A 16,512-nucleotide genomic window follows, 5' to 3' on the forward strand; every position below is an offset into this window, starting at 1 on the left:
GATGAAAACTTTTGTTGCAAAGCCAGAAACGGTAAAACGTGAATGGTATGTGGTAGACGCCGCAGACAAAACACTTGGTCGTTTAGCGACTGAAATTGCTAGCCGTTTACGCGGAAAGCATAAGCCTGAGTACACACCTCACGTGGACACAGGGGATTACATTGTTGTGATCAACGCAGAGAAAGTAAAAGTTACCGGCAACAAAGCCAAAGGTAAAATGTACTACTCTCACTCAGGTTACCCAGGCGGTCTTAAAGAGACTAACTTCGAGAAGTTACAAGCCTTCAAACCAGAGATGATCATTGAAAAAGCGGTTAAAGGTATGTTGCCAAAAGGTCCTCTTGGGCGCGATATGTTCCGCAAAATGAAGGTCTTCGCCGGTCCTGAGCACAAGCACGCTGCTCAACAGCCCCAAGTCTTAGACATTTAAGGAACATAGAAAATGGCAGATACTCAATACTACGGCACTGGTCGCCGCAAAAGCTCTACCGCTCGTGTTTTTCTTCGCGCTGGTAGCGGTAACATCGTTGTTAACAAACGTCCTCTAGATGAATTCTTTGGCCGTGAAACAGCACGAATGATTGTTCGTCAACCACTTGAATTGGTTGAGATGACTGAAAAATTCGATCTATACGTCACAGTTGCTGGCGGCGGAATTAGCGGCCAAGCTGGCGCAATCCGTCACGGTATTACTCGTGCATTGATGGAATTTGATGAGACACTTCGTCCTGCTCTACGTAAAGCTGGTTTTGTAACCCGTGATGCACGTAAAGTTGAGCGTAAGAAAGTGGGTCTACATAAAGCGCGTAAGCGTCCACAATTCTCAAAACGTTAATCGTTTATTACGAATTCGAAACCCGGCTATTTGCCGGGTTTTTTTTGGCTGTTATTTGCTCAATATGCCGTCTTGTCTAAATTTCCCCCTTAAGTCTCAGTATTTCTTCGTTTTATTAACGAATTCCTTGTATTTATTGTGGGTTTTCTTTTATCATTTTCGGTTAATGACAAAACTATAACTTCTTCTAGTGCGTAAATTAAATATGCCTTTTTGTAAAGAAGTATGAGCAAATTCAACCCTCGGAGATTATTGGATGAGCAATGTATCATTAGATGCGAATGATTCGTCTGTTGCCGAAAGCCAACCGCAAGATAATAATCGGCGTCGATTTTTGACTGTCGCAACGTCTGTAGTAGGTGGTGTCGGTGTAGTAGGTGTCGCTATTCCTTTCATAGGTTCATGGAACCCAAGTGTGAAAGCGAGAGCCGCAGGTGCTGACGTAGAAGCAGATATTAGTAAGATTGAACCTGGACAACTTATTCGCGTTGTTTGGCGTAGCAAACCTGTCTGGATTGCCCGACGGACGCCTGAGTTAATTGAATCATTATCAAAAATAGATGATTTATTAAAAGATCCTAACTCTGAAGAAGACCAACAACCTGAATTTGCGCGCAATCCTTATCGCTCACTCAAAGAAGAATATTTGGTACTCGTCGGTATATGTACTCACCTAGGTTGCTCTCCACAACATCTTAAAGATGGCGCATTCGAAGAATATGTTGAAGGTGTACCTGAAGGTTTCCATTGTCCTTGCCACGGTTCTAAGTTTGATATGGCTGGTCGTGTATTCAATAACGTACCTGCACCTCTTAACTTGGTTGTTCCGCCGTACATGTATGTGGACGACAACACCATATTAATTGGTTCCGAAGAAGGAGCGGCATAATATGTTCAAAAACTTAATGGAATGGATTGAATACCGCTTGCCTATCATGCGTGTTGCTAACATGCATGCTGTTCAATACCCTGCTCCCCGAAACATGAACTTCTGGTATGTGTTTGGTTTTTTAGCCACCATCGTTTTAGTTAACCAAATTGTCACTGGTATCTGGTTGACTATGAGCTTTGAACCATCAGCTGAACGTGCGTTTGCATCGGTTGAGTTCATTATGCGTGATGTTGAATATGGCTGGATATTACGTTACATGCACAGTACTGGCGCATCAGCGTTCTTTATTGTTGTCTACTTACATATGTTCCGCGGAATGATTTACGGCTCGTATCAGAAACCACGTGAATTATTGTGGTTATTCGGTATGTTCATCTATTTGGCTCTGATGGCCGAAGCCTTTATGGGTTACGTTTTACCTTGGGGACAAATGTCCTACTGGGGAGCGCAGGTTATTGTTTCCCTATTTAGCGCAATTCCCGTTATTGGTCCTGATTTAGTGGTATGGATCCAGGGTGACTACGTCATATCTGGGGCAACGTTGAATCGATTCTTTGCGTTACATGTTATCGCTTTACCACTTGTTATCGTTATTCTTGTGTTCCTACATATCGTTGCACTTCACGAAGTGGGTTCGAATAACCCAGACGGTACTGACGTTAAGCGTAAGAAAGGCTCATTGAGCGAAGACGAAAAAACCAAGTTTAAAATACACGAATATTATACGAGTAAGTACGACATCATCGATGACATCGTGCCGTTCTTCCCGCACATAGTACTGAAAGATTTGGTTGCCTTTAGCCTCTTCTTGATCGCATTTTGTTATGTAATGTTCTTTAACCCAGGCATGGGTGGGTACTTCCTAGAGCATCCAAACTTTGAAATTGCTAATGGTCTTAAAACACCTGAACATATCTTCCCTGTTTGGTACTTCACGCCTTTCTACGCAATTTTGAAAGCAGTACCACACAAATTGGGCGGTGTTATTTGTATGTTCGCTGCAATTGTTGCCCTTGCACTTCTGCCTTGGATCGACAGAGGACGAGTAAAATCATGGCGTTATCGTTGTGGTTTGCACACTTGGAATCTCATTATTTTTGCTGGTGTATTTATCTTCCTAGGTTATTTAGGCGGTACTCCACAAGAAGCGTGGAAAATCATCGCTTCACAAATTTTAACCATAATGTATTTCGGCTTCTTTTTCTTATTGTGGATATACAGTAAGAATGAAAAGACTAAGCCAGTTCCAGCGAGGATTACAGGATGAAGAAGTTAATACTCGTTTTAGCCTTTTTACTACCTAATGCAGTATTTGCTGCCGGTGGTGGTGCGCACTTAGACACAGCTAATTATGATTTAACTGATAAGGCCTCATTGCAAAGTGGCGCCATGTTATTTCAAAATTATTGTTTAGGCTGTCACCAAATGCAGTACCAACGTTATCAGCGGGCATTCGAAGATTTGGATGTACCTGTGGAGTTGGGTCAAGCGAACCTACAGTTCACCGGCGAAAAACCAGGTGAGTTTATTAAAAATGGTATGCCAGCAGATTCAGCGGCTAAATGGTTTGGTGCACCGCCACCGGATCTAACCTTGGTTGCCCGGGTTCGTGGTGCTGATTGGCTATATACCTATTTACGTACTTTTTACGTTGATGAATCTCGCCCATTTGGTGTGAACAACTTAGTTTTCCCTGAAGTCGGGATGCCTCATGTGCTTCAAGAGTTACAAGGTGTGCCGAGCAAAACGACCGAAGCCCATATGGTTGATGGTGAAATGGTTGAGCGCTATGTCGGTATCAAGTCAGATGGCTCAGGTGTGCTTAGCCCAGAAGAATACGATACTGCGGTATTGGATTTAGTGAACTATTTAGTTTATACCGGCGAGCCTTCACGCTTAGAGTCTGAAAGTATTGGTCGTTGGGTCATAGTGTTCTTGTTAGTCTTCTTTGTGCTTATTTATTTGCTCAAGAAAGAATATTGGAGAGATGTGCATTAATTCAACAAAAGTTAATGTATAATCCGCAAAATTTTAAGGGGCCCAGCGCCCCTTTCTCATCACTGGTAGATTAATTTACCGTTTTACTGTCAATGTTCTTCTTCGTAGGTAACAAAGACAGTGATAATTGAATTTTTGGCTAGCTTAGTCGCGGTTGGAAATTTGAATTTAGGAGGAAGCTTAATGGCTGTAGCCACCAATAAACGTTCTATTATGACGTTGTTCTCAGACACCATCGATATTTATAGTCATCAGGTGCGCATAGTACTTGCTGAAAAAGGTGTTGGAGTAGAAATCAGCTATATCGAGAAAAACAACCTGTCAGAAGATTTAATCGATTTGAATCCTTATGGCACGGTCCCAACCTTGGTCGACAGAGAGTTAGTACTTTATAACTCACATATCATCATGGAATACTTGGACGAACGTTTTCCTCATCCTCCATTGATGCCGGTTTATCCTGTGTCTCGTGGTCAGAGTCGTTTGACTATGCACCGTATTCAAAATGATTGGTATAAGCTTGCTGAGCAAGTACTAGCGGGTAAAGGCGATGTAGCCACAGCACGTAATGAGTTGCGTGAAGCCTTATTGAGCTTGGCACCTTTGTTTGCTGAAACCCCGTTTTTTATGAGCGAAGAGTTTAGCTTGGTTGACTGTTATCTTGCCCCGTTATTGTGGCGTTTACCATCATTGGGTATTGAGCTTTCCGGTAGTGGCGCTAAAGACGTGCGTGGTTATATGAATCGCATTTTTGAAAGAAGTTCGTTCAAAGCGTCATTGACCGACCAAGAACGTGAAATTCATAACCCTCTATAGTGGGAAATGACGATATGACATCCAATCAACCGTATTTACTCCGTGCATTCTATGAATGGATTGTAGATAACAATCTAACGCCTTATATAGTGGTTGATGCACATGTGTCTGGTGCCTTGGTACCGCAAGAGCATGTACGTGATGGTCAGATAGTGCTGAATGTTTCTCCTGCTTCTTGTGGCAAGTTATTACTCGGCAATAGTGAAATCACCTTTGATGCTCGCTTTGGTGGTGTGCCACGCAATATAGTGGTGCCTTGCAAAGCGGTGTTAGCCATTTATGCTAAAGAAAATGGTGCAGGAACTGTGTTCACGGCCGAAGATGATTTTGAAGGCGATGGTAGCGATCTAACGCCATCACCAGTGCAATCATCCGGTAAATCTGACAGTACTTCAGCGCCAAGTAAAAAAGGTAAGCCAAATCTAACTATCGTTAAGTAACGTATTTTAGAATTTATAAAAGGTGCTTTCGAGCACCTTTTTTTATGTTTGAAATTTACTCAAGCGCAATGACATGAGCGGTTCGATGTTTACCATCTTTGCTAAGTGAAAGGGACTCTGGGCGGAAATTATCGTTTGGGAGTAACGTATGGCGATAAATGCCATAACACATTTCTGTAGACCGCCCGAGAGATCAGGCGGCTCTTTTCTAAAGTTAAATCTATAAGTATTCGAATGCTTTAATGACTTGCTTAACACCGTCAATGTTACGTGCAACTGTTGCAGCGACTTCGGCTTCTTTAGTACTGACTAAGCCCATTAAAAATACCTCTGAGTTTTCTACGGCCACGTGAATATGAAAACCATCAATACGTCTATCTGAAATTAGATTTGCCTTAATTTTGGAGGCTAGCCAAACATCATGGGTCGTGGTGGTAGCAGAGACGGGTGGTCCCAAACGTACTTGATTATGTAATTTTTCAATGTTTTTGACTGATGTTGCCGCTTCCTGTGCTTGGCGGATCAAAGCTTCGTTTGGCGCTTGGCCTACCAATAATACCGAACCATTAAAAACGTGTACGTGAATATTGGCCTGTTTATCAATAGCCGGGTTATCAGATAAGGCGATGGATATACGGCTAGAGACGGTCTTATCATCTAGTTGAGTGCCCAAGGAGCGGCGATCATGGGCGGCGGATGCTGCGCCTACCCCTGCACCTACTACTAATGCAGCGCAACCTTGTAATAGGGTTAGGGCTAATAGTGCGCCTACGAGTAATCTGGGTTGATAATTAAGCACGTAATTACTCCTGTGAAGTTTCGGGGAATAAGCAATCATCTATTCCCTCGCAAAGATTATGGATCACCAACAGATGGACTTCATGGATGCGCACGGCTCGGCTTGATGGCACACGTATTTCCACATCATTTGGACCAAGTAAACCGGCCATCTCGCCACCGTCTTGGCCGGTTAGGGCGACAATAGTCATATCTCTACTCAAGGCAGCTTCCATCGCATTTATCACGCTACGTGAGGCTCCATTAGGAGAAATGGCCAGTAATATATCGCCTGTTTGTCCGAGTGCGCGAACCTGCTTTGAAAACACTTCATCATAACTAAAATCGTTGGCAATTGAGGTAAGAGTCGATGCATCCGTGTTTAATGCTATGGCTGGCAAACTAGGTCTTTCTCGTTCGTAACGGTTAAGCATTTGCGATGAAAAACTTTGTGCATGCGCCGCCGAGCCTCCGTTGCCACAAGACAGTATTTTATTTCCATTAATGAGCGCATTAACCATCATTTGTGTGGCGAGGGCAATGGGCTCGGGTAATTCTTCAAGAGAGGCAATCATGGTCTGAATGCTCTCAGTAAAATTAGCTTTAACACTCTCTAACATTCATGCTCCAATACTGGGTAGTTGTTGCTATACATACTTTAACCAGCTGATTTTATCATTGTTGTTACTTAATACATCTATGCCGACTATATCAATTCTGTGGGCGATTAACGAAGGATTAAGCTGATGCTCTAGCATATAGTGCTGGATTGCGGACTCGAACTTACGTCGTTTATGCGGGTGAAAAAACTCTACTGCACTGCCATATTGCTGACTAGTACGGTATTTGACTTCGATAAATACCAGTTCTTGGCCATCTTGCATAATGATATCAATTTCACCACTTCGACATCGATAATTCTGGCTAATTAACTGTAAGCCTTGTTGTTGAAGATAAGCTAATGCTTGTGCTTCGCCTTGCTCACCCTTTTTCAAGGATCGCCAAGGGTTAGTCCATGACAATGGGAGTTACTCTATCTTGTGCCACTTTAGCCCAAGGTAAAACGCGGTGTATTTCCCCGTCAGCACTGATACTCAGATCTCCGCTTAAGCCTTTCACCGAGGTTATGGGTAAAAGTTTGAGATGACGTAACTTAGGCACTAGATTATAGGCGTCGTAGCCAAGTGCAAAAAGTCGGAGCAGACTATCCTGACTCTGGGGCCAGAGCGTTTGTGCATCTTTCGCTAGATCTTGCCAAGGATTATTTGGCATCATCCAGGGCATATCGATAAAGGTTAGATTACGTAAATCACGAATGCTGTTCTTGTTTAAATCTAATGTGTAACTTCTTGATGAAGCAAAAACCGAAATGTCTCTAGCGGCAAAAGGACTTAAACTGGATTCAATGATCGGGTTTAATAATTCGGTTTGCTCCGGATTCGCAAACAGTATGATGGCATCAACGTCGCGTCGATTACGTTCCACTGCATACACTTCACTGGTGGTGAGTAATTCTATTTGTTTTACCCGTTGACGGCTTTGCTCGACATCGAGCAATTCAGAGACCAACTTACGCATGTTTTTACTGTCAGTGAAGGTACCGGTTGCCGGAGCAACATAATCCCTTTGCTGTTGATGAATCTGCCATTGCTCGACAAACGCTTCAGACATCCGCTGGGTAGTGTTGGTATCAGCGGCTAACACGATCGGATGACGCAATCCTGATGCATAAATATGCTTGGCCAGTTGAATCGCCTCATCTTCAGGTGCCAGTGAAAAGTAATATATTTCAGCACTGTCTGAATGTTGTGTTTCTAAGGAATTCATGTTGTTGGCGCCATCTAACGGTTGGGCTAACAAGGGAGATTCAGAAAGTTGTGGCCCTGATGTAGCTAAGGACTGTTCACGGGTTGTAGATAATTCGTTTGATACAATCGAGTCGATTCTGTTCAGCGCTAGCACGGACTTCCCCGCTGGCAGAAGCGTAATTAATTCGGCAATCTTTTCTTTTAATAGCGGCCCGATAATAACGTCATAATCGTGTACTAATGCGTTAAGCTCCTGTGGTGTTTTGAGTGCTGAATCAAAAAAGCGCAATTCAATATTGGTGGCGGCAGGATTGCTATTGGTGATAGATATATCGTTTAGTTGTGCTATGTAGGCAGCGATGACGCCATCTTTGATAGCGTTACCTTGACTGCCTAGTCGGCCGGTCAAAGGTAATAAGACCGCGATGCGCTTGGGTGAAATAGTCGCTTTTTGCATGGCTTTAAGCAATGATTCGGGTAATGTTTGGGAAAGAGGATGAGAGGCATGTGCAGTCTGCCACTGGCTCACTCTATCTTGCAATATTTCAGGACGTAAACCTTGCTGCAGCACTATGTTCTTTAGCTCAAGCCAAGACCTGAGTCTAGGTTCATCAATGATGACTTGCTTGGCTTGTGAGCTGGTAAGTTGTCCCAGCGCTTCCCACAGCCTAAGACTGTTCTTTTCGTTCATATCACCAGCGGCGAGCAGATGCTTACTGGCGTCAAGCCATTGATGTTGGTGTTCATCAATTTGGGCTTGAACCGCGTCAATACGCGCGCGTCCTGAAGGATATGAGGTTAATTTCGTGAGTAATTTTTGCGCTTGTGGTACGGCAGGCGAAGGCAACTGCATATAACATTCAGCTAATAACAACTGAGCTTGGGACTGATATTCGGGATGAATAAGTTCAGGTGTCAGAATGTTGAGAAGTTTGATACTCGCATTGCAATGCTGTTCGTGTTGCAATGTTTCTGCAGCTAACAACAGTAAACCGTTGCGTTCAGTGGTGTCGCCGTTTGCCGCGAACTTACGTTGGGCTTGGTTTAGGTAATATTGACTGCTAAGCTCTCGGTCTGGTTGCACTACCTTGATATCTGGGCGTTTTAGCGTATTTTTTTTGTTCGGTGCATCTGCACATGAAGCCATAAAAACGACTAGGCTAACAACCACTACCGACCTGATTAATTTCATTAAAGGTGCACTCACTTAACATCTTGATAATTCGCCCGTTAGTTTATACCAACGCTGACAAATATCTACCTGCTGAGGGTGTACTGTAATGGGAAGTTACAAGGTAAAATAGCGATATAATTGTTAAAAGGCGTTACATAGTGGCAAATTTTGGAAAGCTGTTCATTGTTCCTACCCCAATTGGAAATCTAGAAGATATTACGCTGCGTGCAATAAGGGTATTGGGCGAGGTTGATTTAATTGCTGCCGAGGATACTCGACATAGCCAAAAATTGTTGCAACATATTGATATTTCGACGCGCCTTATCTCATTGCATGATCACAATGAAACCCAGCGTGCTAAGCAACTAATTGAAAAATTGCACCAAGGATTGAATATCGCCCTAATCTCTGATGCAGGCACACCGTTGATTAGCGATCCAGGCTATGGTCTGGTCAATCAATGTCGTGCTAATAATGTGGACGTTATTCCGTTACCAGGCCCTTGTGCAGCCATCACCGCTTTAAGTGGCGCAGGCTTGGCGACCGACCGCTTTCGTTTTGATGGATTTCTGCCCGCTAAGCAACAGGCAAAAATACAAGCTCTCGAGTCTATCGAACGTGAAACGGCAACATGTGTCTTCTATGAGTCGCCGCGCAGGATTGCAGATACTATGCAAGCGGTTGTTGATGTACTCGGTGGCGAACGAAAAGTGGTGGTTGCCAAAGAATTAAGTAAAACGTTTGAGACATTTTATTCGGGCACTGCAGATGAAGCCCTTGAATGGTTGCATGCTGATTCGAACCATCAGCGAGGTGAGTTCGTACTCATGGTGGCGGGATACAAAACCGACGCAAATGAAATACCGGAAGAGGCATTGAAGTTGCTTAAACTGCTAATGGGGGAACTCCCTCCTAAGAAAGCTGCTGGTATAGTGGCGCAGCAATACGGTTTGAAAAAAAATACCTTATATCAAATGGGGCTGGCGTTTAGCGAAACAAAAGCTGATTAATTCCGCTCGCTGCGGTGAAGCGAATGCTAATTGAACATGGAGCTGAATTTTAGTGCGTAGTAGCGTGATCTCCCCTATTATCCTCGACATTGAGGCCAGCGGTTTTGGCGCTGATAGCTACCCGATTGAAGTTGGCGTTGCCCTGAATAGCGATAGCCGCTTTTGTCGCCTTATTCGCCCAGCAAATGGCTGGTTACATTGGAGCGAAGAGGCCCAGTCTCTGCATGGAATTAGCCGTCAGATGTTGAACGAGAAAGGTGCGCCGGTACACCAAGTGTGTATCGAACTTAACCAATTATTAGTAGGAAAAACAGCTTACTCAGACGGCTGGGTTGTCGATAGTCCATGGTTATCGCGCTTGTTTGAAAGTGCAGGCATGAAAATGGAATTCGAGCTTAGCCAACTAGAAATTATTTTAAATGAACAACAAATGAATAATTGGCATGTGACTAAGTCTCGCATTTTAACTCAAACCCAAGCACAGCGTCATCGAGCGAGCCACGATGCGGCGATTATTTTACAGACTTATCTGGAAACACGTCACGCTAAGATTGAATAATGTTAGTAACAAGGTCGCTTTCTCTCTTGGTTTACGTTGCTACATAGCATCCTTTACCTGACTCGCTAATTACCCACCATTAGGATATTAACTATTTAATGCAAAGACACGATGCAGGCTGCTTAGATGAGCAGGTGATTGCGACTATCTGTGAGCAACTGACGGTATACGGTTATTGTGTTGTGGCTGATTTCTTACCTGAACTCGTGGCCAATGCACTTTACCTTGAAGCGAGTAGCGATCATCGCTTGAGTTTTAAACAAGCCGCCATCGGCCGAGAACAGTTGCAGCAAGTTAATACCCAAGTGCGTAGTGATAGCATTGCCTGGCTTAACAACCAAAGTGAAACCCAAGGTTTATATTTAAAACTCATGGAGCATCTGCGCATAGAGATCAATCGGCGTTTATTTTTAGGACTATTCGATTATGAGAGTCATTTTGCACATTATGGGCAAGGTGATTTTTACAAACGTCATGTGGATGCTTTTAAAGGAAGCAGTAACCGATTACTGAGTAGTGTTGTTTATTTAAACGCCGATTGGGTCAAAGCTGACCAAGGCGAGTTACTTATGTTTCATGATGAACAAGTATCACCCTTTTTAATAGTTGAGCCTATTTTTAACCAATGCGTTATTTTTCTCAGTGAGCAGTTTCCTCATGAAGTACGCACTGCCAAACGTGATCGTTATAGTATAGCGGGTTGGTTTCGTACCAATAACAGTATAGGTGGACAAATAGATCCGCCGCGTTGAGTGCAGATAGTTACACATTGTCTATTGCAATAAATATTACAAATAATATAAATTTGCTTAACATATAAGAAACGCATTATTTACCTAGGCAAGGGAAACTTTATGAAAATTAAAAGCAAAACACTGTGTCTCGCCGCTTTATTGACCATAAGCACACAGGTAACTGCGGCACCAGTGCCGGAGAATTTGTATACTCAACAACCCTCAATTACCCCTGAACTTGCGCATCCAGGCCAGTATCCTGTTGGCGTGAAAACGCTGCAAGTGGTACATGAAAAGCAGCTAAACACGCAAACGTTTACCTCGTTTGAAGATCGACCACTAACGCTTGAAGTCTGGTATCCAGCGGCTGCTAATGCGGCAACTGAAGAGTTGGCTACCTATGAGAATGTCACGCGACTGCATAAACCCTTTAGTCTGATCGGCACTGGCCATCGAAATGCTCAAGCGCAAAAAACAGGCCAATTTCCTTTAATCGTGTTATCCCACGGATACACAGGTTATCGAACGATTATGTATTATCTCGGGGAGCATTTAGCTAGTCATGGTTATGTGGTAGTAGGAATTGATCACACTGATTCCACCACCGAAGACGTTGATTTTGTTAATTCTGGCTTTTCTGGTTTCCCTAGTACATTGGTCAATCGCGCGAGAGACCAACAATTTGTGCTCGACTACTTTAGCCAAGATGACTCTGCGATCGCCAATATTACTGACACGGACCATGCTGCCGTGATTGGGTATTCAATGGGGGGCTTTGGTGCGATTAACACGATTGGTGCATGTTACGGCTTTAATCAGGCAGGATTACAGCGCTTAGGTTTCCCTGAAGACGCAGCAAAACAGCTAATTCCTGTATTCAACAGTTGCCACGCAGGGCGAGATGAAGTCGATAGTCGTTGGCAAGCGATGATCGCCTATGCGCCATGGGGCGGGGAATCATCTGTGCATGATGCTAAGTCTATGAAAACAATTACTGTGCCTAGTTTATATGTATCAGGTGATCAAGATGACGTGTCAGGATACGAAAATGGTAGTTAAAAAATTATTTGAGCAGACGGGCAGTAAAGACAAGTACCTGATGGTTTATGAAAATGCCCGGCATAATATTGCGCCTCATCCAGCGCCGAAAATCGCTTATGAGACTGATGCGGATTTAGGTCATTATATTGAGCCTAGCTGGAGTAACGAACAGCTAAACCGTATTAATATGCATATGAGCTTGGCATTTCTGGATTGCTTCGTGAAAAAGGACGACAGCAAGTGTGCTTACTTACCTAAGCGTGACAATGCAACACAAGTTAAAGACAGTGAAGGGAAGTTAACACAAGCGTGGCCGGGGTTTCCTGACCGTTGGGCGACCGGGATACGTTTTTATCGCGGTGCAAACGCTAAGTAGTATTTGTGAGATATGAAAAAGCCCGTTTACGACTGAGTAAACGGGCTTTTTTTATGATGTTAACCTAAGCGGTTAATGCTTGTCAGCGTAGGTTTCTACTGCTTGCCAAACACGCAAAAAGTTTCCACTCAAAATCTTTTTAATGTCTGCTTCTGAATAATTGCGATCCAACAGACCCTGTACTAAATTCGGGTAGCTGGATACATCTTTCAGCCCTTCAGGTAACGAGTCTCCCACACCGTCGTAGTCAGAACCAATGCCCACATGATCGATACCGATTAGCTCAACCACATGATCGATATGGTCAAGTACTGTGTCTACGCTAGCAAAGGGAAAGGGGTTTTTGACTGCATACTCTTCGTCAAATGCTTTTACAAGTGGGCTGTCTTGACCGGCTTCTTCAACTAAGGCTTTGCGCTTAGTTGTCATTTGATTACGCCAGTTTTGCGATAACTTGCTCACAAAGGTTGAACCGAAGTTAATTTGAATCACACCGCCATTCTTGCCTAACGCTTTGATCATGACATCGTCCATGTTGCGCTCAAACCCAGGGGTGAATTTACGCAAAGATGAGTGAGATGCGATAACCGGTACTTTGCTGATCTCGATGGCTTGATAAAATGCTTGATCCGAGACGTGAGAAATATCCACCATGATGCCGATGTTATTCATTTCCTCGACCAGTTTTTTACCAAATGGGCTTAAGCCTTTCCATTTGCGACGAATGTCATAGGACGAGTCAGCAATGTGATTACTTTGAGAGTGAGCAAGTGTGATGTAACGAATTCCGCGTTCATAGAAGGTATTCAGGTTATCTAAATTACCTTGTATTGGGGAACCGTTTTCCATTCCCATGGGCAATGAAATTAAACCCTGCTTGAACTGTTCTTTTACGTCTTTGACGCTTTTTGCAATGGCAAACTTGTCTGGGGCACGCCCTACAATGGCTTCAACATAATCGATGAGTTTATGCGCCAAAGCAGTCGATTTATCAGAATCATCAAGACTAGCCGGTACGTATATTGACATAAAAGGTGCGTTCAAGCCGCCTGCCTTGGCACGAGGGTAGTCAAAATCTCCATCCTCTGTAGCTTGTGTGACATCGACCCATTTTTCACTCACGCGGTATGGCACATCAATATGCGAATCGATAAGTATGGTGTCTTGCGTCAAGGCTCGTGCCTTTTCTGATGCTTGATATGTTGCATTCACCGCACTGCTAAAGGCAAGGGTACAAGCGATAAATAGCGTCGTTTTATGTAGGTGTTTCATATCGTTCCTTTGATTTATTTTTATATTAAGTCATTCACTAGGCGTGCCATTGCTCGATAGCAAGGTTAGCCGACGTGTATATGATCACGCCTGCTCATAAGTCGATGGTATAAAGGAAGTGAGGGTAAAGTAAAGCCACGCGTGCTTGTTACAACAAGCGTGGCTTTTAAGTTGAGAATTAAACCTTGGTGAGGTGGAACAATAAACTGCTCTGGGGGGTTAATAATGGCATTTGCATACCGAGCTGCATGAGTAGTTCACCACTGAATACTTGCCCGTCAACTGCGCTTAGATGATTTGCAAAACCAAATAAACCTGACTTAGGCCACTTGTCCGTGTTTTTTATTGGCCAAATGATATCCAGTTTGTACTGACTGGTTTTATGTAAACCTGCAAACTTGAACTGATCCGGTAATGAGGCTGAGCTACACGCCACCAAACTATAGGAAAACAAACCTTGAGATTTATCTTTGGCAACAATCCCTAAGCCGTTCATATAGGGCGCAAGTTCTAAACGGAAAAGATCGCCGCTATGCACTAGAGCTCGATGCTGTTTGTATAAGTCGGTCATCGCTTTTAACTCGACTTTTTCCCCGTCGGTCAGTTCACGTAAATCCATTTCCATGCCCATATGGCCGAATAACGTCACCGAAGCGCGCATTTCCATGGATACAGTACGGTGGGTAATGTGGCATTCTCTTGGGCCAACATGTGAGCCCATCAATTCTGACGGTAAAAAATAGGAGAAGCCGTTTTGTATTTTTAGACGTTCTAGGGCGTCATTAGAGTCCGAAGTCCATACACGATCGGTGCGCGCTAATACACCGTAATCGGCACGACCGCCACCAGACGCACAGCTTTCAATTTCTACTTTAGGGTGCACCGCACGTAAGTTATCGAGTAAACGATAAAATGCATGTATTTGATTGTGGCCACCAGGTTTGCCTGAATGATTGCCTTGGTGGTTTAAATCGCGGTTCATGTCCCATTTAATATAGCTGATATCGTATTCAGTCAACAGGGAATCTAAACGTTCGTATAGGTAATCAAATACCTCAGGACGGGATAAGTCGAGCACAAGCTGATGGCGACTATCCAACTGCTTGTTAATTTCGTTACCCAGTATCCATTCAGGATGTTGACGATATAACTCGCTATCAGGGTTAACCATTTCAGGTTCGAACCATAAGCCAAACTCCAAACCTTGAGCTTTAACGTGGTCGATAAGAGGAGTTAAGCCTTGTGGGTAGTATTTCTTATCTACAAACCAATCACCTAAACCAGCCGTGTCATCATCACGTCCATTAAACCAACCATCATCCAATACAAAGCGTTCCGCACCTAATTCGCCCGCACGTGCGGCTAAGTCTTTTAACGTTGCAAGGTCGTGGTTAAAGTAAATCCCTTCCCAGGTGTTGTAGTGCACAGGACGAGGCTTGTCATGCACGCTTTGACGGATAATATGACTGCGCACATATTGGTGGAATTGCTGAGATAAGGCCGACAAACCCTGATCAGTGAAGCTGGCGAACAAGGTAGGTGTTTGATAGCTTTGACCTTGTGTTAAATTAATTTCGCCAGGGAAAAGAAGCTCGCCCATTTGCACATACGAACGTCCATCAGCCATTTTTTCAGCGACGATTTTATGATTACCACTCCAACCTAAATGAAAGCCATAGGCTTCCCCTTGAGCTTGGTTGGTCGTTTTAGGGTGTAACAACAGGGCTGGATAGCTATCGTGAGACGTTTTACCTCGGCGGTTTTCTCGTACGTAAGAGCCAAAAAAGGCGTCTAATGAGTGTTGCTGGAACTCACCCGCCCAGTGGCCTTCAAAACCCACTATTTGATCGAAATCGTTAGGTGTCGGGATCGTCGCCGCCGAACACCAATCAATTGTCACCGTTTGAGAATTGATGTTGTTGATTGTGGTGTTAAAGGTCAGCACATCGCTTTCTACGTCAAGCTCAATTCTGACCACAACCTCAATACCACGGGCACTGTCTGTGCTGATAAGGGAGAGGCTGTGCTCGTTGTCCTGTACAACCTTTGTGAGCAGCGGATTTGCCGCCCATTGATCCTGTTCACCGCGTAAACTTAATCCTGGTAAACCGATAAAGCCTTGTCCTGATGTGGGAGTAATGCATAGGTTTAGTTCTTCAATGGGAGACACGGGCGCTTCTTGGCGTAAGCGTAAGGCCCGCATCATATCGCCCGTTGATTGCTCGGACAGCTTAGCGCGCCAATATATGATCTGTGGCGTTTCGCACCCTACGTCTAAGATTAGGCTGCTTTTTTGCCCATGCAGTGCAATAAATTGTGCGGCGTGTTGCGTCATGTTGGGTCCTCAAATTGATGGTGTATTAGGCGAGAATTAAGAATAGGATATTTTAATCTTTTTTTAAACATATAAATAGTATTATTTAAATATAAGCTTGTTTTATTCAACCATTAGTATCGAGAGCTTGCAATTTTCGATGGGCTACAACAGGTGCCTACTGGATTGTAGGGAATTTTACCTTTGATTAACTAATGACAACAATACGTGAAAATAGCGACTATGCTTGGGTGGTTCTGAGTTGAATTATTTTCCTCTTTATTGTTGAGGGGTTTTTTTAAGGTATTGATTTAAAATGTATTTGTGGTGTTTTTGAGGTAATTCTAATTAAGCGCGAAGAAGTTTTTTTGTATGAAGGAATGTTGCACATATGTTGACAAGTTGTATTAATACTATTTAACATACATATCAGTAGGTGAGCTGAGTGGCATGATCCTATAGTTAT

General features: G+C 43.6%; 16 protein-coding genes and 1 pseudogene. 11 read left to right on the plus strand and 6 right to left on the minus strand.

Annotated features, from left to right (window positions below):
- Position 1 precedes the first annotated feature (1 nt).
- The 7 genes from rplM to GPLA_RS20440 all read left to right on the plus strand — a co-directional run bounded on the left by rplM (position 2) and on the right by GPLA_RS20440 (position 4,981).
- Entirely contained in the window at positions 2 to 430 is a 429-nt protein-coding gene (gene rplM / locus GPLA_RS20410) for a 50S ribosomal protein L13 (RefSeq protein ID WP_007106910.1), read from the plus strand.
- A 12-nt stretch (positions 431 to 442) separates the two neighbouring features.
- Entirely contained in the window at positions 443 to 835 is a 393-nt protein-coding gene (rpsI, locus tag GPLA_RS20415; protein WP_007106911.1) for a 30S ribosomal protein S9, read from the plus strand.
- Between the two features lie 256 nt (positions 836 to 1,091).
- Positions 1,092 to 1,724 (plus strand): ubiquinol-cytochrome c reductase iron-sulfur subunit, encoded by a 633-nt coding sequence (petA, locus tag GPLA_RS20420; protein WP_007106912.1) that lies wholly within the window; start codon positions 1,092 to 1,094, stop codon positions 1,722 to 1,724.
- Position 1,725: 1 nt separating this feature from the next.
- Entirely contained in the window at positions 1,726 to 2,994 is a 1,269-nt protein-coding gene (locus tag GPLA_RS20425; RefSeq protein ID WP_007106913.1) for a cytochrome b, read from the plus strand.
- Positions 2,991 to 3,725: a cytochrome c1 gene (locus GPLA_RS20430; RefSeq protein ID WP_007106914.1), complete on the plus strand. Its 735-nt coding sequence runs from the start codon at positions 2,991 to 2,993 to the stop codon at positions 3,723 to 3,725. The genes GPLA_RS20425 and GPLA_RS20430 overlap by 4 nt, the downstream gene beginning before the upstream one ends.
- Before the next feature lie 183 nt (positions 3,726 to 3,908).
- The gene (sspA, locus tag GPLA_RS20435) at positions 3,909 to 4,541 is read left to right on the plus strand and encodes a stringent starvation protein SspA (protein WP_040515548.1); all 633 of its coding nucleotides are present in this window, start codon (positions 3,909 to 3,911) and stop codon (positions 4,539 to 4,541) included.
- A gap of 14 nt (positions 4,542 to 4,555) precedes the next feature.
- Positions 4,556 to 4,981: a ClpXP protease specificity-enhancing factor gene (locus GPLA_RS20440; RefSeq protein ID WP_007106916.1), complete on the plus strand. Its 426-nt coding sequence runs from the start codon at positions 4,556 to 4,558 to the stop codon at positions 4,979 to 4,981.
- Positions 4,982 to 5,201: 220 nt separating this feature from the next.
- On the opposite strand, the gene dolP is transcribed toward GPLA_RS20440, so the two are convergent.
- The 4 genes from dolP to GPLA_RS20460 are packed head-to-tail and all read right to left on the minus strand — an operon-like array spanning position 5,202 to position 8,758.
- Complete coding sequence (dolP, locus tag GPLA_RS20445; RefSeq protein WP_007106918.1) at positions 5,202 to 5,780, minus strand: division/outer membrane stress-associated lipid-binding lipoprotein; 579 nt, start codon at positions 5,778 to 5,780, stop codon at positions 5,202 to 5,204.
- 4 nt (positions 5,781 to 5,784) lie between these two features.
- On the minus strand, positions 5,785 to 6,378 hold the full coding sequence (locus GPLA_RS20450) for a phosphoheptose isomerase (RefSeq protein ID WP_007106919.1): 594 nt from the start codon (positions 6,376 to 6,378) through the stop codon (positions 5,785 to 5,787).
- Positions 6,379 to 6,405: 27 nt separating this feature from the next.
- Positions 6,406 to 6,753 carry a YraN family protein gene (locus GPLA_RS20455; protein ID WP_007106920.1) on the minus strand — a complete coding sequence of 116 codons (348 nt, stop codon included), beginning with the start codon at positions 6,751 to 6,753 and terminating at the stop codon, positions 6,406 to 6,408.
- Between the two features lie 13 nt (positions 6,754 to 6,766).
- Complete coding sequence (locus GPLA_RS20460) at positions 6,767 to 8,758, minus strand: penicillin-binding protein activator (RefSeq protein WP_007106921.1); 1,992 nt, start codon at positions 8,756 to 8,758, stop codon at positions 6,767 to 6,769.
- Between the two features lie 140 nt (positions 8,759 to 8,898).
- On the opposite strand from GPLA_RS20460, the gene rsmI reads away from it, so the two are divergent.
- The 4 genes and pseudogenes from rsmI to GPLA_RS20480 all read left to right on the plus strand — a co-directional run bounded on the left by rsmI (position 8,899) and on the right by GPLA_RS20480 (position 12,460).
- Positions 8,899 to 9,750 (plus strand): 16S rRNA (cytidine(1402)-2'-O)-methyltransferase, encoded by an 852-nt coding sequence (rsmI, locus tag GPLA_RS20465; protein ID WP_007106922.1) that lies wholly within the window; start codon positions 8,899 to 8,901, stop codon positions 9,748 to 9,750.
- 52 nt (positions 9,751 to 9,802) lie between these two features.
- A complete protein-coding gene (locus GPLA_RS20470) occupies positions 9,803 to 10,309 on the plus strand; it encodes a 3'-5' exonuclease family protein (RefSeq protein ID WP_007106923.1) in 507 nt (168 codons plus the stop codon).
- A 98-nt stretch (positions 10,310 to 10,407) separates the two neighbouring features.
- On the plus strand, positions 10,408 to 11,061 hold the full coding sequence (locus tag GPLA_RS20475; protein WP_007106924.1) for a 2OG-Fe(II) oxygenase: 654 nt from the start codon (positions 10,408 to 10,410) through the stop codon (positions 11,059 to 11,061).
- A gap of 102 nt (positions 11,062 to 11,163) precedes the next feature.
- A pseudogene (locus GPLA_RS20480) lies at positions 11,164 to 12,460 on the plus strand (alpha/beta hydrolase family protein).
- A 72-nt stretch (positions 12,461 to 12,532) separates the two neighbouring features.
- Here the strand turns inward: GPLA_RS20480 and GPLA_RS20485 are convergent.
- On the minus strand, positions 12,533 to 13,732 hold the full coding sequence (locus tag GPLA_RS20485) for a dipeptidase (RefSeq protein ID WP_007106925.1): 1,200 nt from the start codon (positions 13,730 to 13,732) through the stop codon (positions 12,533 to 12,535).
- Positions 13,733 to 13,910: 178 nt separating this feature from the next.
- The gene (locus GPLA_RS20490) at positions 13,911 to 16,067 is read right to left on the minus strand and encodes an alpha-galactosidase (RefSeq protein WP_007106926.1); all 2,157 of its coding nucleotides are present in this window, start codon (positions 16,065 to 16,067) and stop codon (positions 13,911 to 13,913) included.
- Positions 16,068 to 16,512 lie beyond the last annotated feature (445 nt).

It is taken from the genome of Paraglaciecola polaris LMG 21857 (assembly GCF_000315055.1).
Classification (GTDB): Bacteria; Pseudomonadota; Gammaproteobacteria; order Enterobacterales; family Alteromonadaceae; genus Paraglaciecola; species Paraglaciecola polaris.